This is a genomic window from Halochromatium roseum, assembly GCF_016653315.1.
Taxonomy (GTDB): Bacteria; Pseudomonadota; Gammaproteobacteria; order Chromatiales; family Chromatiaceae; genus Lamprobacter; species Lamprobacter roseus.
Window position 1 is genome coordinate 1 of the sequence record NZ_NHSH01000033.1, and the last position, 17,077, is coordinate 17,077.

Annotated in this window: 16 protein-coding genes; 12 read left to right on the forward strand and 4 right to left on the reverse strand. The window is 62.4% G+C overall.

Annotated features, from left to right (window positions below; all coding sequences use genetic code 11):
- Positions 1–92: 92 nt before the first annotated feature.
- The 6 genes from CCR96_RS03025 to CCR96_RS03050 all read left to right on the forward strand — a co-directional run bounded on the left by CCR96_RS03025 (position 93) and on the right by CCR96_RS03050 (position 6,251).
- A complete protein-coding gene (locus tag CCR96_RS03025; RefSeq protein ID WP_201217062.1) occupies positions 93–692 on the forward strand; it encodes an MT-A70 family methyltransferase in 600 nt (199 codons plus the stop codon).
- Between the two features lie 104 nt (positions 693–796).
- Positions 797–1,453, forward strand: coding sequence for a succinate dehydrogenase/fumarate reductase transmembrane subunit (locus tag CCR96_RS03030; RefSeq protein ID WP_201217065.1), 657 nt, complete (start codon positions 797–799; stop codon positions 1,451–1,453).
- 61 nt (positions 1,454–1,514) lie between these two features.
- Positions 1,515–3,473 (forward strand): succinate dehydrogenase (quinone) flavoprotein subunit, encoded by a 1,959-nt coding sequence (gene sdhA / locus CCR96_RS03035; RefSeq protein WP_201217068.1) that lies wholly within the window; start codon positions 1,515–1,517, stop codon positions 3,471–3,473.
- Positions 3,473–4,348: a succinate dehydrogenase iron-sulfur subunit gene (sdhB, locus tag CCR96_RS03040; protein ID WP_201217071.1), complete on the forward strand. Its 876-nt coding sequence runs from the start codon at positions 3,473–3,475 to the stop codon at positions 4,346–4,348. The genes sdhA and sdhB overlap by 1 nt, the downstream gene beginning before the upstream one ends.
- A 122-nt stretch (positions 4,349–4,470) precedes the next feature.
- Positions 4,471–5,400, forward strand: coding sequence for an ABC transporter permease subunit (locus tag CCR96_RS03045; protein WP_201217074.1), 930 nt, complete (start codon positions 4,471–4,473; stop codon positions 5,398–5,400).
- On the forward strand, positions 5,397–6,251 hold the full coding sequence (locus CCR96_RS03050; RefSeq protein WP_201217077.1) for an ABC transporter permease subunit: 855 nt from the start codon (positions 5,397–5,399) through the stop codon (positions 6,249–6,251). Before CCR96_RS03045 ends, CCR96_RS03050 begins: the two co-directional genes overlap by 4 nt.
- Here the strand turns inward: CCR96_RS03050 and CCR96_RS03055 are convergent.
- Positions 6,205–6,906, reverse strand: a complete 702-nt coding sequence (locus tag CCR96_RS03055) for a GNAT family N-acetyltransferase (protein WP_201217080.1) — start codon at positions 6,904–6,906, stop codon at positions 6,205–6,207. The two genes, CCR96_RS03050 and CCR96_RS03055, sit on opposite strands and share 47 nt — an antisense overlap.
- Before the next feature lie 61 nt (positions 6,907–6,967).
- Here CCR96_RS03055 and CCR96_RS03060 point away from each other — a divergent pair, with 61 nt between their 5' ends.
- From CCR96_RS03060 to CCR96_RS03070, 3 genes are all read left to right on the forward strand, one after another.
- Entirely contained in the window at positions 6,968–7,189 is a 222-nt protein-coding gene (locus CCR96_RS03060; RefSeq protein WP_201217083.1) for a hypothetical protein, read from the forward strand.
- 68 nt (positions 7,190–7,257) lie between these two features.
- A complete protein-coding gene (locus CCR96_RS03065) occupies positions 7,258–7,602 on the forward strand; it encodes a DMT family transporter (RefSeq protein ID WP_201217086.1) in 345 nt (114 codons plus the stop codon).
- 154 nt (positions 7,603–7,756) lie between these two features.
- Positions 7,757–8,437, forward strand: a complete 681-nt coding sequence (locus tag CCR96_RS03070; RefSeq protein WP_201217089.1) for a Uma2 family endonuclease — start codon at positions 7,757–7,759, stop codon at positions 8,435–8,437.
- Between the two features lie 85 nt (positions 8,438–8,522).
- Here the strand turns inward: CCR96_RS03070 and CCR96_RS03075 are convergent, their stop codons facing one another.
- From CCR96_RS03075 to CCR96_RS03085, 3 genes are all read right to left on the reverse strand, one after another.
- Complete coding sequence (locus CCR96_RS03075; protein WP_476702825.1) at positions 8,523–9,404, reverse strand: universal stress protein; 882 nt, start codon at positions 9,402–9,404, stop codon at positions 8,523–8,525.
- A gap of 111 nt (positions 9,405–9,515) precedes the next feature.
- On the reverse strand, positions 9,516–10,997 hold the full coding sequence (locus CCR96_RS03080; protein ID WP_201217092.1) for a SulP family inorganic anion transporter: 1,482 nt from the start codon (positions 10,995–10,997) through the stop codon (positions 9,516–9,518).
- Between the two features lie 293 nt (positions 10,998–11,290).
- On the reverse strand, positions 11,291–11,977 hold the full coding sequence (locus tag CCR96_RS03085; RefSeq protein ID WP_201217095.1) for a class I SAM-dependent methyltransferase: 687 nt from the start codon (positions 11,975–11,977) through the stop codon (positions 11,291–11,293).
- Between the two features lie 187 nt (positions 11,978–12,164).
- Here CCR96_RS03085 and CCR96_RS03090 point away from each other — a divergent pair, with 187 nt between their 5' ends.
- The 3 genes from CCR96_RS03090 to CCR96_RS03100 all read left to right on the forward strand — a co-directional run bounded on the left by CCR96_RS03090 (position 12,165) and on the right by CCR96_RS03100 (position 16,971).
- On the forward strand, positions 12,165–12,770 hold the full coding sequence (locus tag CCR96_RS03090) for a TlpA family protein disulfide reductase (RefSeq protein WP_201217098.1): 606 nt from the start codon (positions 12,165–12,167) through the stop codon (positions 12,768–12,770).
- 171 nt (positions 12,771–12,941) lie between these two features.
- Positions 12,942–16,415: a DEAD/DEAH box helicase gene (locus tag CCR96_RS03095; protein WP_242518403.1), complete on the forward strand. Its 3,474-nt coding sequence runs from the start codon at positions 12,942–12,944 to the stop codon at positions 16,413–16,415.
- A gap of 103 nt (positions 16,416–16,518) precedes the next feature.
- Positions 16,519–16,971 carry an SWIM zinc finger family protein gene (locus tag CCR96_RS03100; protein ID WP_201217101.1) on the forward strand — a complete coding sequence of 151 codons (453 nt, stop codon included), beginning with the start codon at positions 16,519–16,521 and terminating at the stop codon, positions 16,969–16,971.
- Positions 16,972–17,077: the final 106 nt, after the last annotated feature.

Here is a 17,077-nt window from a genome sequence, read left to right on the forward strand (position 1 = left end):
AACACGTTCAGAAATCGTGCTACTCGCATGGCTGATCAGGTGATCTTGGTCGTTGCAGGGTTGGCCAACCTCAAAAATAACTATGTTTTTCAATGAGAAAACGATTATTATTTGGTCACAAGTCTAAAGTAGCTCCTGAGCATCGGCGTTTATTGAGATATCCGACGATGGAAGTTAAAGAGATAATGGATCTCCCGGTTTCTCAGTTGGCTGCTGCAAAGTCTCATCTTTATTTGTGGGTTCCGAATGCACTTCTCATGGAAGGTCTTAAGGTCATGGAGGCGTGGGGCTTTACCTATAAGACAAATCTTGTATGGTACAAAGTCCGTAAAGACGGAGGCCCCGACGGGCGGGGTGTAGGGTTTTACTTTCGCAATGTCACGGAGTTGATTCTTTTTGGGGTTCGGGGGAGCATGAGGACACTTCCAGCGGGTAGAACCCAGGTAAATTTATTTGCTACTCGTAAACGCGAGCATTCAAGAAAGCCAGACGAGATATACGATTTAGTTGAGGCGTGCTCACCGGGGCCATATTTGGAGCTTTTTGCACGTTTTAGACAACAGGGTTGGCATCAATGGGGGAATGAAGACGTGGAAGAAAACTCACTATATGGGGTGGCTAAGCGGAATGGTCATGCTGACCGACAGCTTAGGCTATTGGAGTCGCCAAAAGGCTACAAGGCGGTGGAGTAGCTTTCGATTGCTTTGCCTAACAAGTCCATGCGGCCGATTCTCGTACCTCTACACGGCTTGTCGCTGGCGTTAGACTCAATAAAACACATCAGCCCAGGTTTGCGATGTCAGCCTCGATCCAAAATCCCCACTTCCTGCTGCGCCGGCTGCATTCGCTGCTCGGCCTGGTGCCGGTGGGCGCCTTCTTGATCTTCCATCTCTGGGAGAATTCTCAGTCCCGCTTTGGTGCGACACATTACAACGAGGAGGTGGTGGGGGCGCTGCAAGGCTTGAACTATCTGCTCCTACTCGAGCTTTTCGTCATCGCCTTGCCGCTGCTGTTCCATGCCGGCTATGGGCTGCTGATCATCCGTGACGGGCAAGCTGAGCTACGGCGCTACAGCTACCTGCGCAACTGGCTCTATTGGCTGCAGCGGGTCTCCGGGCTCGGGTTGATCCTGTTCCTGCTGCTCCATGTCGGCCTGACGCGGATCAGCGGGTTGTTTGATCCGGCGATCAGCGCGGATCTGTTTGGCCACATGCAGCAGGCGCTGTCGCAGCCATTGGTCTTCGCGCTCTATCTGATCGGCGTGCTGCTGGCGGTGTTTCATCTGGCGAATGGCATCGCCACCGCCGCCATCGTCTGGGGGCTGACCAGCAGTGCCGAGGCGCAGCGACGTTTCGGCTGGTTTTGCGCTGGGTTTGGGCTGCTGCTCGCCGCGCTGGGGGGGCATGGTTTGGTCGGATTCTTGATTGCGCCGGGCGCTGGGGGCGGAGCATGATTGGGGGCCAGCGCCTGACTGAAAGCCTGACTTCGGGCCGACGCATGAATGGAGTTGGAGCATGAGCGCACCCAGGGTGATCGTGATCGGCGGCGGTCTCGGGGGCCTCTGGGCGACGCTGGCTATCGCTGAGGCCGGCCATTCCGTGATGCTGTTCTCGCTGTTCGAGGTGATGCGCTCGCACTCGGCCTGCGCCCAGGGCGGCATCAATGCCGTGCTCGATATGAAGGGCCAGCGCGACAGCGTGCAACAGCACATCATCGACACCATCAAGGGCGGCAGCTATCTCGCCAATCAGCCGCCGATCCAGTCCATGTGCGAGGACGCACCGGGCCTGATCCGCACCTTCGAGCGCATGGGGGTGACCTTCTCGCGCACGCCGGAGGGGCTGTTGGACCAGCGCCTGTTCGGTGGCGTCCGGCACAAACGGACCTGCTTCGCGGGCGCGAGCACCGGTCAGCAACTGCTTTATGGGGTGGATCAGCAGGTGCGCCGACTGGAGACCGAGGGCCAGGTCGAGAAGCAGGAGTGGTGGGAGTTTCTCTCGATCGTCAAGGATGCGGATGGCGTCTGCCGCGGCATCGTTGCGATGGACCTGCGCAGTCTCGAGGTGCGCGCCTTCCGTGCCGATGCGGTGGTCTTGGCCAGCGGGGGGCTGGGGCAGATCTATGCGCCCAAGACCACCTGCTCGACCAACTCGACCGGCGCCGCGGCGAGCCGTGTCTATCAGCAGGGCGCGCGCTTTGCCAATGCCGAGTTCTTCCAGTTCCATCCGACGGCGATGCTCGGCGAGGACAAGACGCGTCTGATGACCGAGGCCGCGCGCGGCGAGGGCGGTCGAGTCTGGGTGCCGAAAGACCCGAACGATCGGCGCGAGCCAATCCGCATCCCGGAGTCCGAGCGCTTCTATTTCCTCGAGGACTGGTACCCGACCTATGGCAACACGGTGCCGCGTGACATCGCCTCGCGCGCAATCTGGAAGGTCACCCGTGAGCTGGGGCTGGGGGTCGGCGCTGTGGGTGAGCACGGTGCGGGTAAGCGGGGTGCGGGTCAGCGCGGCGCAGAGGAGGGCAGTGCAGGCGAGAGCCGGGATCGGGTCTATCTGGACCTGACGCATCTGGATCGCGGCTTCGTCTCCACACGCCTTGGCGCCATCCTCTCGATCTATCGCAAGTTCGCAGGTGTTGACCCACTCGATGCGCCGATGGAGATCTTCCCGGCGGCGCACTATGCGATGGGTGGCCTCTGGGTCGACTACGAGAAAGACGCAACAACTGGCGGCATGAAGCCAGGCAGTCCGCGCAATCATGCCACCAGTATTCCGGGGCTCTATGCCTGTGGCGAGTGTGACTATGCCTACCATGGCGCCAACCGTCTGGGCGCCAATTCATTGCTCTCGGCCTCGTACTCCGGGCGTGTTGCCGGCGAGGCGGTGGCGAGCTATCTGAGCGGACTCGAGCAGGGCGCCGATGCCGTGCCTGCAGCGCTGTTCGAGGCCGAGACGGCACGTCAGAGCGGGATCAATGAGCGTCTAACGAAGGCGAGCGGCGATCAAAACCCATTCCGCTTGCATCGCGAGCTGGGTGATCTTATGACCACCAAGGTTGGCGTGGTGCGCGACAACGCAGAGCTTGATGCCGCGCTCTCGGGGCTGCGAGAGATCGAGCAGCGCTTCGAGCGGCTGGACCTCGGCGAGTCCAGCCGCTGGGCGAATCAGAGCCTGGCGCATGCGCGGCAGGTCTTGGACATGCTGAAGCTGGCGCAGGTGATGGCGGCCAGTGCCCGGGCACGGGATGAATGTCGCGGCGCCCATTTCAAGCCGGCGTTCGATCTCGCCATCCCCGAGGGCAAGTTTCCCGGCGACCCTGAATTCGAGACCTATCGCGAACGTTGGAAGGCCAACAATGCCGAGTGGCTGAAGACGACTGTCGCCGAGCATCACCCGGATGGGCCGCGCATTGGCTTCGAGCCGGTCGACCTCGGGCTCTTGTCACCCGAGCAACCGAGGGATTATCGCTGATGCAAGCTGAGACGCGATCGAACGCTGCGCGGATCAATGAGCCGTTCGCAGCGGCGGCTAAGCTGACCCCAGACCACGGGCGAGAGACCGGGGCAAGCAGGACACCGGATCGCGCCGACGTGGGCAGTAGAACCGTCGAGCTGCGCATCAGGCGTCAAGATGGTCCGACCGCGGCGCCCTATTGGCAGTCGTTCAGGCTCGAGGCGCGTCCGGGTGCCAACATCGTCTCGCTGCTGATGGATCTGCGCGAGCACTGCGTAACGGCCAGTGGTGAGCCGGTCGACCCGGTCGCCTTCGAGCACAACTGCATGGAGGAGGTCTGCGGCGCCTGCGCGATGCTGATCAACGGCGTTCCGCGCCCAGCCTGCTCGGCCTTGATCGCCGATCTGGAAACACCGATCCGGCTCGAGCCGTTGCCCAAGTTTCCGGTGGTGCGTGACCTGATGGTCGATCGCGCGCAACTCTTTGCACAGCTCAAGCGGGTCAAGGCTTGGATACGGATCGATGGGGCCTGGGACAACCACGAGCGCGCCCCGCGCATCTCGCCACAGGACTGGGCGGCCAATTATCTCTACAGTCGCTGCATGAGCTGTGGCTGCTGCCTGGCCGCCTGTCCGCAGTTTGGGCCGGAGCAGGCGTTCGTTGGTCCAGCATCCCTGGCACAGGTGCGGTTGATGAACGCGCATCCCACCGGTCGTCACGACAAGGCCGAACGCCTGCATGCGATCATGGCCGATGGCGGCCTCAGCGACTGCGGCAATGCGCAGAACTGCGTGCGGGTTTGCCCGAAGAAGATCCCACTCACTACCGCGATCGGCGAGCTTGGTCGACAGACCACGGTGCAGGCGTTGAAAGACCTGTTTGGCGGTCGCTGATTTGGCAGCCACTGCGCCCGAGCCTGCTATCCGTTCGCATCGAGCCCGCTCAAGGCGGACTCAGGCTCCGACGGTTAAGATTGCGGCAGTGACGCTTCAATCATGATGCTCCCAAGCCCCGGATGACCTTGCTGCGATTTCTAACTGGCCGACCCTGGCGACTCAGCCCGTCGGTCAACATCGGCCTGCCTTATCTCTGGCTGGGGCTGTTCTTTCTGCTGCCCTTTGTGATCGTGCTTGGCATCAGTCTGGCCGAGCCAGCATTGGCTCAGCCGCCCTATACCGCGCTCTGGAAATGGGTCGAGGAGGGCGTGCTGGAGATCCGCCTCAATCTGCAGAGCTATCTGCTGCTGGCCGAGGATGATCTGTATCTGGCCGCGCTGCTCAGCTCGCTCTGGATCGCGCTGGTCTGCACGCTGCTCTGTCTGCTGCTGGGCTATCCGATGGCCTATGCGATCGCGACCGCGCCAGAGCGCTGGCGGGTGCTGCTGTTGATGTTGATCGTGCTGCCGTTCTGGACCTCGTTCCTGATCCGCGTCTATGCCTGGATGGGCATCTTGCGCAGCAATGGTCTGCTGAACAATGTTCTGCTCTCGCTGGGCCTGATCGAGCAGCCGCTGCAGATCCTGCACACACCGCTGGCGATCTATATCGGCATCGTCTATTCCTACCTGCCGTTCATGATCCTGCCGCTGTACGCCAATCTGACCCGGCTCGATTTCAGCCTGCTCGAGGCCGCAGCGGACCTGGGCTGCCGGCCTTGGCGGGCCTTCTTGGCGGTGACGCTGCCGCTCTCATTGCCCGGCATCGTCGCCGGCAGCATGCTGGTCTTCATCCCGGCGGTGGGCGAGTTCGTGATCCCGGACCTGCTCGGTGGCCCACAGAGCCTGATGGTCGGCAAGATGCTCTGGACCGAGTTCTTCAGCAACAAGGATTGGCCATTGGCCTCGGCGCTGGCGATCGTCCTGTTGGGGTTACTGGTGGTGCCCTTCGTCATGCTGCAGCGACTCGAGGAACGCTGGGGGCGTCGGCTGGAGGATGAGCGGCCATGAAGGAAACCGCGAGCGGTCTGGGTAGCCGCCCTGGCGGGGGCTCCACCATCGGAGGGCGCTGGCCGCTGTTCACGGTACTTGCCTTCGGCTATGCCTTTCTCTATGTGCCGGTGCTGCTGCTGATCCTGTACTCGTTCAATGAGTCGCGATTGGTCACGGTCTGGGCTGGATTCTCGACCAAGTGGTATGGCGAGTTGTTGCGCAATCAGCAATTGCTCGATGCCGCCTGGCTCAGCGTGCGCATCGCCGCCGTGAATGCCTGTATTGCGGTCGTGCTGGGCACCTTGGCGGCGAATGCGCTGGTGCGCCATGGCCGTTTTCGTGGTCGCGCCGGCTTCGAGCTGCTACTGACCGCGCCGCTGGTGATGCCTGATGTGATCATCGGCCTGTCGCTGTTGCTGCTCTTCGTCGCCATGCAGCAAGCGCTGGGTTGGCCGCCGGGGCGCGGCTTCACCACCATCACCATCGCCCATATCACCTTCAGCATGGCCTATGTGGCGGTGATCGTGCGTGCACGGTTGGCGCGTATGGACCGCTCGCTGGAGGAGGCGGCGATGGACCTGGGCGCGCGGCCATTCCGGGTCTATCTGAGCATCACGCTGCCGCTCATCGCGCCGGCGTTGCTAGCCGGCTGGCTGCTGGCGTTCACCCTCTCGTTGGATGATCTGGTCATCGCCAGCTTCGTCTCCGGCCCGGGTGCGACCACCTTGCCGATGCTGATCTATGCCAGCGTGCGCATGGGTGTCTCGCCGCAGATCAATGCGCTGGCGACCATCATCGTCGCGCTGGTGACCCTGGCCGTGGTCATTGCTGGGCTAACGATGCGCCGTCCGAGGGGCGAGCGGCCTTGAGCCAGAACAGCATTGGCTTTGGCGTCTCGGCTGGCTCGCCGAATTCTTTCCAGCTGAATCTGGTGCTGAGTTCTGGGTGGCATTGGTAGCCACGTTTGTGCCAGAACCGATTCAGTGGCACATAGTCAGCTGGTCGGCGCGGATCATCCGTATCGCGCTGAACGGCGTAGAAGGCATACCAGTCGAATGCATAGCTCGGCTTGGCACTTGGCCTATCGTCCTGCTCAGCGACCTTCGCATCGCCGTATCCTGCACCCAGCTCACAGAGCCTCTGCGCATGACGCTCGCGCTCCTCGAAGAAGCGCACGCCGAGACCGCGACCGCGATAGGCCGGTAGCAGCACGGATTCGCCGAGATAGAAGATGCGCTCTGGGTCATAGCCCTGAGCCAGGAAAGGCGCCTTCACCTCGTCGGTTTCTTCGGCCATTGGTAGCGCGGTGGAGGCGCCGACCACGCGCTCGCCGTCGAGCACGATGACGACGACGCTGCCGCGCGCTTGGCGATAGGTCTCGAGATAGCGCGCCTCATAGGCGGCATCGCCGTCGTAGAGGTAGGGGAATTCGCGGAAGACGCTGATACGGAGTTCAGCAAGCGCGGGGATATGGCGCTCGATCTCGGCGCCGGTGGCGGTGAGGGTTTGGAGGTTATCGGGCATTGTTGGTTTTGGGCAGCTCTGGATCTCGTTGGATGAACAGGTTGGCGAATCGGCGATACAGTTGGCGAATTTTGCGTCGCGCCGGCATGATTTGGCTAGGCGGCTCGAGCTAGACCAAGGCAGCAGCGGCGATCTGGTGCCCGTGAACGAGGTCAGCGGCTCAACCTCGCCGCGCGAGCAGATCAACGGATCGATGTTGTCGATGCTTTGGGCGCTGGGTTCGATTGGACTCTGGCTGCAGGAGCAGAATCCGGTAAGCTTGCGCTGCCTAGGGCCTTTTTGACGTGCCCCGATTCGCGTGCACCCATTGGCGAGCATCGGGATGGCCAAGTTCACATCGGTGGAGCCGGTTTGGGGGAGCAGCACAGTGGGTATCTGTATCTTGCGGTGGCGATCGTCGCCGAGGTGATTGCGACCAATGCACTGAAGGCCTCGGATGGCTTTACCAAACTGGTCCCGAGTCTGGTGGTGGTGATGGGCTATGGTGCTGCCTTCTATCTGTTGGCGCTAGTGCTGAAGACCATCCCGGTGGGGCTCGCCTACGCGATTTGGGCCGGGCTAGGGATCGTCTTGGTTGCGCTGGCTGCAGCCGTGATGTTTCGGCAAATCCCGGATCTGCCAGCTGTGATTGGCATGGCACTGATCATTGCGGGCGTCATCGTGATCAGCGCGTTCTCCAAGACCACTGGGCACTGATCTGCTGGTCTGAGTGGCTACTGGTCTGAGTGGCTACCGCCGCGACCATCGTCAGAGACGGGAGTCTGGGACGGAATCCGACGCCCATGATTGATCACATGTGTTGGTTCGGCTAGTGTTGAGCTGTTGACCCTGCAACGGCGAGCATAGATGCATGACCTTGATCCCCGAGCTCGAGACCGATGTCGTTTATCCAGACAGCGATGGTCGGCCCATGGCGGAGAGTGATTTCCAGCGTGAGCCGCTGATCTACGCCGTGAATGCCTTGCGGCGCTGGTTCCATGCGCGTGAGGATATTTATGTCTCGGGCAATATCCTGCTCTACTACGAGCAAGGTAACCCGCGCGCGGCGGTGGCGCCCGACGTGCTCGTTGTGCTCGGGGCGCCGAGCCACAATCGGCGCTCCTACAAGCTCTGGGAGGAGCCCAAGGCGCCCGATTTCGTGATTGAGATCACCTCGCGCGCCACGGTAAGCGAGGATCAAGGCAACAAGCGGGGCCTCTATGCCTACCTCGGGGTCTCCGAGTATTGGCAGTACGATCCGACCGGTGATTACCTCAAGCCTGCGCTCGCGGGCTTTCGGCTCATCGATCGCAATTACTGGCCGATCCCCGTCAGATCTGACGCCGAGGGGACACTGGTTGGGGTGAGTGAGGTGCTCGGGCTCATGCTGCGTCTGGATGGCAATGGCTTCCATTTTGCCGATGCCGAGACGGGGCAGCTATTGCTTAGCTACGATGAGTTAGAAGAGGCTCGGCTTGAGGCTGAGCGAGCGCTGCGTGAGGCCGAGCAACGCATTGCGGCGCTCGAGGCGCAATCGCGCGAGCGGGAGTGAGCCTTCGCGCCTCAAGCGGCAGACCTTGTCAGAGCAGATGCGGCCGAGTCTCTGTCTCCGTTATCGGACAGCATGAGCGGTTGCGCTAGCGCAGCAATAGCGTCGGCACATTCGCCGAGCGCAGTAGGTCGGTGGTCTTGCTGCCGAAGAACAGGCTGCGCAGCGGTGAGTGGCCGTAGGCACCCATGAGCAGCATATCGATCGCCTGCTCATGCACGTACTGGGCGATGACCCGCTCGGTATCGCCTGGAATCATCGCCAGGGTTACCTCAAAGCCCGCTGTTTCCAGTGTGCTGCGCGCCCAGTCGAGCTGCTTCTCGCTGTCGCGGCGCGGCTTGCCACTCATCAGCACATGCACCGGCAGGCCGCGGAACAAGGGGCTTGCGGCCACCATCTCGACGCCGCGGCGGGTCATGCTGCCGCCATCGAAGGCGATCAGCACCTGCTTGGGCTCGCTGAATTGGTCGGTGACAGCCAGGATTGGCTTGCTCAGCGAGCGCACCATGCGCTCGACATTGCGCCCGAGGTCGCGCTGAGTGGTCTCGGCCGACTCGCCACGGCGCCCCAGCACGAACAGCCGCACCTGCTCCTGAGCCCCGACCAGGGTTTCCTCGAGATCGCCATAGCGTTGGCGCACATCGGGGGCCTCGACGCCGAGCTTGATCGCGCGTTGACGCAGACCGTTGAGCAGCTCGCGGCCGCGCTCGCGGTTCTCCTTGCTGCGTGACTCATCCTGCTCGCTGAGCTCGCTGAGCAGATTCTGCTGGGCATTGACGCCGATCGCGCCGCTGTGGTCCTTGCCGATCACGACCTCCTTGTCGTGATCGAGGATGTGCAGCAGCTCCAGCGGTGCCTGCATCTGGCGTGCGGCCCAGGCGGCGGCATCGGTGACATAGTCGGCGAAGTGCGATTGATCGACACAGGCCAAGACCTTGTCTTCGGTCTGCATGGGATCGTCGGGTTGCATCGGCATCGGTCCTCGTTCGGGCGCGGGCGCTTCAGTCAGGCGAGTCAATCAGGCGAGTCAATCAGGCGGGTCAATCGGCGGGTCAATCGGCGGGATCAAGCGGGCTGCCGATCAATGTCCCATCAGGCTTTCGACAGCCTCGGGTTTGTCGTGCACCGCAAAGCGATCGACCAGGGTGCGGCTGGCCTGGTTGAGGCCAACCACCTCGACCTCGGTGCCCTCACGGCGAAACTTGAGCACCACCTTATCCAACGCGGTCACTGCGGTGATATCCCAGAAGTGCGCGCGGCTGACATCGATGCAGACCTTCTCGATCACCTCCTTGTAGTCGAAGGCGGCGATGAAGCGATCGGCCGAGGAGAAGAAGACCTGGCCGACGACCTGATAGACGCGCTCGCGGCCCTCGCGGGCTGGGGTCGAGCCGACATAGAGCACGCGGCTGACCTTCTGCGCGAAGAAGAAGCCGGACAGCAGCACCCCGACCAGCACACCCTGGGCCAGGTCATGGGTGAGCACGGTGACCGCGACGGTGGCGATCATGACGATATTGGCATCGAGTGGATGCTCGCGCAGGTTCTTGAACGAGGCCCAGTTGAAGGTGCCGATCGAGACCATGATCATCACCGCCACTAGCGCGGCCATCGGGATCTGGGCGACCCACTCGTTGGCGAACACCACCAGGATCAAGAGCACGATGCCGGCGGTGAGCGTCGAGAGCCGCCCGCGGCCGCCGGATTTGATGTTGATCACGGTCTGGCCAATCATCGCGCAGCCGGCCATGCCACCGAAGAAGCCGGTGACCACATTGGCCGTGCCCTGACCGACGCATTCGCGGTTCTTGTTGCTCTTGGAGTCGGTCAGGTCATCGACGATGGTGGCCGTCATCAGCGATTCGAGCAGACCGACGACCGCCAGTGTCGCCGAGACCGGGAAGATGATCTGCAGGGTTTCGAGGTTGAGCGGGATGTCCGGGATCAGGAACACCGGCAGAGTATCCGGCATCTGGCCCATGTCGCCAACGGTGCGGATGTCGAGCCCCATGTAGATCACCGCTGCGGTCAGCGCGACGATGGCGACCAATGGGGATGGAATGGCCTTGGTCAGATAGGGGAAGAGGTAGATGATGCCGAGCGCGGCGGCGAGGACGCCATAGACCTCCCAAGTGAGCTGGGCGCCAGTGATCTCCGGCAACTGTGCCATGAAGATCAGGATGGCCAGGGCGTTGACGAAGCCGGTGATCACCGAGCGCGAGACGAAGCGCATCAGGTTGCCAAGCCGCAACCAGCCAGCCAACACCTGCAGCACGCCAGTCAGCACGGTGGCGGCGAGTAGGTACTGCAGGCCGTGATCGGCGACCAGATCGACCATCAGGACTGCCATGGCTGCGGTCGCCGCCGAGATCATGCCCGGGCGACCGCCAACGAAGGCGGTGACCACTGCGATGCTGAACGAGGCGTAGAGCCCGACCTTGGGATCGACGCCGGCGATGATCGAGAAGGCGATGGCCTCGGGGATCAGCGCCAGCGCCACCACTAGGCCGGCGAGCAGGTCGTTCGGGATATTGGACAGCCAGTCCTTGCGGAGTGTTTTCATACGGGATCGTTTCCGGTCAATGTTTCCGGGGCTGACGCGGACCTCAGAGCTAGCGATGGGCGATCAACAGGGTGGCGCGGCTCCCAGTGCGTGGGAGGAGGCAAGCAAGATCAAGTCGGCCGACAGGTGAACGCAGGGAGCAAGCGCGCGGTATCGCGTGGGATTGGAGCGCGAGTCCGGTGGACTCGGCGGGTCGCTTGGTACCTACATCGGCAGGGTCTCTCCAGAGCTGGGGAGCGGTGTCGTCGTCGAAGTTGACGCGAAGTATACAGGCAATGGGAGCCTGCTGAAACTTATCCTGGACGGCGCAACAGCGCCACATCCTTGGTTGGAATGATGCAACTGAAGCCGCGTTCGGCGGCGAGGTAGCGCAGCGTTTCCTCGCGGTAGAAGACGACATGGGTCGGATCGCGTCGGTAGTGCCAGTGGGCGAAGCGGCTGTCGTCGGTCTGGAAGCAGGTCATCAGCGCCAGCCAGCCGCCGGGGCGCAGCAGCGCGCCGAGTCGGTCGAATTCCTCGGCCGGGTGATGGAAGTGCTCGGCGGTCTCGGTGCAGGTGATGAAATCGTAGCGCGCTTGTAGGGGCTTCGTGTCGGGCTGGAAGAAGGGGTCATAGAGCGCGACCCGATGCCCCATTTCGCGCAGCATCTCAGCCAAGGCCGAACTTGGCCCGCAGCCGTAGTCGAGTCCTTGCGATGCTGGCGCCAAGCGTTCAAGCAGCGGCTCTGCGAGTCGGCTCAGGAAGCGCCGATAGCCGACGTCGGCGGGGTCGTTGTGATGCTTTCGGTATTCGCTGAACTCCACGTCGGGAGAGGGATGCTGGCGCGGATCGAGGAAACGCGCCGCGCAGCGCGGGCAGCGCCAGTAGTCGCGCCCGTCGATCTGCAGGAAAGGTTCGGCGTTTGGGGCGGAACACAGGGGACAAGTTGATAACAGCTCTTGCTCCGAGAGGTTGGTGACTGGCTGCGGCTTTGGTTCCAACTATGGCTCCAACTATGGCTTCAACTATGGATTAGACTTAGCACGTTCGGTTTCGTAGAAGCTCAGCGACATGAATGGTTGCTGTCCAGTCTACCGCTTGTCGAAAACGGCACGGTGAGCGGATTCCGTGGTGACGCGCATGCGTGCGCGGGCCGGCTGTTTCGGAAACGGATGCAGGAGACTCATGGTGGCGCACCCGATCAAACGACCACCGACGCGAACGCTGCGACGACTCTCGCGGGGAGTCTCAGGGCTGTTGTGCCTGCTGATCCTGAGTGGCTGCGAGAGCCATGACGGCACGGGCGAGTGGTATACGAATTGGGACCTTGCCGGCGGCTGCACGAGTGATTCGGGCGGCGATACGCGACCTAGTGGCGCCGGGACCGCTGTCAACGTCTGTGAGCGGGTTGCCGAGCAACCCTGGATCTGGGTCGTCTACGCAGCGCCTTGGTGCAACGCCAGTCAGTCACAGGCCCAGCAGATACGGGCTTTGCAGCAGAATGCTTCTGCCGAACTGGCGGTCTACACCGTCCTGACGAGCGGACAAGATCCCTTTTCGCCAGCAACGGTCAGCCAGGCTCGTTCCTGGGCAAGCCGCTATGGCCTGGATGCCCATCATGTGTTGGCTGAGGAGTCCACGCGCACTATTCCGCAGCATCTACTGATCGGCCCGGATGGTCGAACCTTCTATCGCTACGTTGGTTTTCTGAGCGAAGGTGCGATCAATGAGGTTCTCGGTGACTTTCGCGAAGGCATTAGAGTGCCCAACGTGCGTGAGTTACCTCGGCCCTGAGCTGGCCACTGTCGGCCACATCGTCAGAATGTCCCTCCGGATTGGGGTACTAGCCAACGTATAATGGCCGATGGTCGAGCTTCGCGCGAGCCAACCGATGCAGCTTGCCATGCTGCCAACTGCTACGTTCTCACTATTCATCCTCTTACTACTCCGCATCGCTGGTTTTCAATGGAGATTCTTCACGCCTTTTGGCAGCCCGATCGGCAGCCCGATCTCGCCGATGACTTTGCTCGCAGCGGTGGTTTTCGCCTCTGGGTAGAGACCGACTCGCTCCACAAGCCCCCGAGCGCGCGCAAGATGCAGCCGCCTAATGCGCAGGTAGCCAAGGGGCAAGCGTCCAAGGGGCAAACGACCCAGGGGCAAACGCCCAAGGGGCAAACGACCGAGGAGCAGGCGGCGCACCCCTTCGCCTTGCCGCAGGCGGCTTGGCCTGTGTTGCTTGAGACGCTCGGACTCAAGAGGGCGGGGGACTCGTCCGAACGCGCTTTGCTGGCTTGTCCGGTCTGGCTGCCCAGCGCACCGCAGGCTCCACTTCCCTCACCCGAATTGGCTCGCCGGCTCGGTGGAGCTGACAGTGAAACCGGAGCCAAGCTTGAGGCCGAAAGCGGGATTGAGACTGACGCCAATCCGGCCAATCCAACGGTTGTGGGCAGCGGCAGGCTGCGGGCCTGGCAGGTTGAGACCTTCCCGCTCGAGGCACCGCTGCGCCAATTCCGCGAGCTGTGCTTCTTGACCGATGACGCCTTTGGCGATCTGCGCGCGGGTGCTGATCTGCTGTTTTGGCATTGGTTCACGCAACAGCTCAAGCAGCTCTTTCTGCAGGACCAGTATCTGCCCGGCCTCCGCTATCGCCAGCCACCAACACCGCCCCGGCGCAAAAAGGCGCCAGCGGGCGAGCTGCATCCGGTCTGGCAGTGGGCGGGTCGTGCCTACGAGCAGCTGATCGAGCAAGCGCTGCCGGCCATGCCGCCGGCCTGTGCTGCCGGCAACGAGGCTCAATTTGGGCCGGCCAGTCTGCTCGAGCACTGTGCCGCCGTGCTGCTCGACGAGCTGGTGCGCGCAACGCCGCTGCCGGCGACCTTTAAGAAGCGCATCGATGGCAGTTTGGTGGCGCTTGCTTTCGACCGGGCTCCAGGCCAGCAACCCCTGGCGGTGACGGACGAGCAGCAAGTGCAGTATCGCGCTTGGCGCCGCTGGCGGCAGGCCATCGATGGCGGTGAGCAAGCGGCCCGCTTCACGCTTGGCTTGCGCTTGCTGGAGCCGCCGGATGACAGCGGGACGACGAAGGCTGCCGGCGCTGCTAAGACCGATGCGGCCGCTGAGACTTCGCCTTGGACCCTGGAGCTGATCGTCATCCCACGCCATGATCCCTCGCAACGGCTGGCGTTGGCCGACTATTGGCAGGGCACCCAAGCCGAGCGCAAGGCCTTCCGCGCACAGCTTGGCGAGTCTGATTTCGAGCGTCAGCTGCTGCTCGATCTGGGGCTTGCGGCGCGCATCTATCCCAAGCTCTGGGACGGCCTGAAGACCGCCGAGCCGCAGTCGGTTGTGCTCAGCCTGGACGAGGCCTTCGATTTCCTCAAAGAGGCCGCCTGGGTCCTGGAGAACGCCGGCTATAAGGTGGTAGTGCCAGCCTGGTGGACGCCGACCGGACGTCGCCGGGCGAAGCTGCGTCTGCGCGGCAGCGGCTCCTCCGCCAGCCTATCCAGTGGCTCGACGCCGGGCACCAGCCGTTTTGCCATCAAGCAGCTGCTGCAATTCCGTTACGCGCTCAGCATCGGCGATGAAGAGATCAGCGAGGAGGAATGGCTGGCGCTGATCGACGCCAAGACCCCCTTGGTGCGCTTCCGCGGCGAATGGGTCGAGCTCGATCCCGAGCGCATGCGCGAGATGCTCGCGTTCTGGCAGCGCCAAGGCCAGGAGCCGGTCGAGCTGAGTCTGCCGGAGCTGCTGCAGCAGACGGCCGAGGACGACGCACTGGAGATCGATCGCGACTCGGTGCTGGCCGATCTGCTCGAGCGCCTGGGCAACGACAGCCGCCTTGAGCCGGCCGAGACCCCGGCCGGGCTCAACGCCAGCTTGCGTGATTATCAGCGGCGCGGTCTGGCCTGGATCGGTTATCTGGAGCAGCTCGGCATGAACGGCTGCCTGGCCGATGACATGGGCCTGGGCAAGACCATGCAGGTCATCGCCCAGCTGGTGCGCGAGCGGGCCGTTGGCGCTGATGTCAGCGTTGGCGCCGATGTCAGCGTTGGCGCCGATGTCAGCGTTGGCGCCGATGCCAGCGTTGGCGCCGATGTCAGCGTTGGCACCCATGCCAGCGATGGCACCGTCGAGCCGGATGGGGCCGCACCTGGTCCGACCCTACTGATCGCACCGACCTCGGTGCTCGGCAACTGGCAGCGCGAGGTGCAACGCTTCGCGCCGCAGTTGCAGACCCATCTGCATCATGGCCCGGCGCGCGAGCAGGACAAGCGCGCCTTCGCCGCTCAAGCCGATCAAGTGGCGCTGGTGATCACCTCCTATGCCCTGGCGCGCAAGGATCAGGCCCTGCTGAGCAGCGTCGATTGGCATCGCGTGGTGCTAGACGAGGCGCAGAACATCAAGAATCCCAAGGCGGCGCAGACCAAGGCGGTGTGCAAGCTGCCGGCCGTGCATCGGCTGGCGCTGACCGGCACCCCGGTCGAGAATCGGCTCGGCGATCTCTGGTCCCTGTTCCAGTTCCTGCAGCCGGGCTATCTCGGCACCCAGGCGCGCTTCCGCAAGACCTTCGAGCTGCCGGTGCAGCGCGATAAGGACCCGGCGCAGACGGCGATCCTCAAGACCCTGGTGCAGCCGTTCATCCTGCGGCGGGTGAAGACCGACAAGGCCATCATCAGCGACCTGCCGGATAAGCTCGAGGCGCCGCAATACTGCCAGCTCAGCCGCGAGCAGGGCGCCCTCTACGAGAGTCTGGTGGTCGATGTCGAGCGTCAGTTGGAGCAGGTTGAAGGCCCCGCGCGCAGCGGCCTGATGCTGTCGACGCTGATGAAGCTCAAACAGATCTGCAATCATCCGGCGCAGTTCCTGCAGGACGGTAGTCCGTTCACGCCGGAGCGCTCGCAGAAGCTGCAGCGCCTGCAAGAGATGCTCGAGGAGGCCATGACCGAGGGCGACAGCGTCTTGGTCTTCACCCAGTTCACCGAGGTCGGCGAGCAGCTCGCGCGCCTGGCCCGTCAACGCTGGCATCTGAACACCTTCTATCTGCATGGCGGCACCTCACGCCAACGCCGCGAGGCGATGATCGCCGAGTTTCAGGACCCGGCCAGCGAGCCCTCGCTGTTCGTTCTCTCGCTCAAGGCTGGTGGTGTCGGTATCACCCTGACCAAGGCCAATCATGTGTTCCATTTCGACCGTTGGTGGAACCCGGCGGTCGAGGATCAGGCCAGCGATCGTGCCTTCCGAATCGGTCAGGAGAAGACCGTGTTCGTGCACAAGTTCGTTACCATCGGCACGCTCGAGGAGCGCATCGATGCCATGATCGAGGAGAAGAAGGCGGTGGCCGGGGCCATCATCGGCAATGATGAGTCTTGGTTGACGCAGTTGGATAATGATCGGTTCAAGGCGTTGATTCGGTTGAATCGTGACGCGGTGGGAGAGTGATTTTGAGGAGTGAGTGATTAGGAGTGAGGAGTGAGTGATGAAGAGTGAGGAGTCAGTGGTGAGTGGTGAGTGGTGATGGGTCATCGGTGGGTGAGGTGTTGAGATGAGTAGCCGTGGTAAGACTTGGTGGGGGCGGCGTTTTATTGCTGCGTTGGAGCAGCAGATGGATTCTGGACGTTTGCAGCGGGGGCGTTCTTATGCGAGCCCTCGGCGTATTCTGAGCTTTGAGATCAGTGCGAAGGGGGTTGTGAGTGCGACGGTGCGAGGGAATATCAATCCCTATTTTGGGGTGACCAAGGAGCCGCGTTATCAGGTTGCGATTCAGCTCGATCCGATTCCGGCGAAGGCGCGTCAGACCTTGATCGCGCAGCTGGGTGGTCGCGCTGATCTGGTGAGTCATCTGTTGATGAATGAGATGCCGGAGGGGATCGATGCGGCCTTTGCTGAATCCGGGGTTGGGTTATTGCCGCGTTCGGAGCAGGACTTCAAGCGGACGGAGTGCTCTTGTCCGGATTGGGCGAATCCCTGTAAGCACATTAGACTTGTGACCAAATAATAATCGTTTTCTCATTGAAAAACATAGTTATTTTTGAGGTTGGCCAACCCTGCAACGACCAAGATCACCTGATCAGCCATGCGAGTAGCACGATTTCTGAACGTGT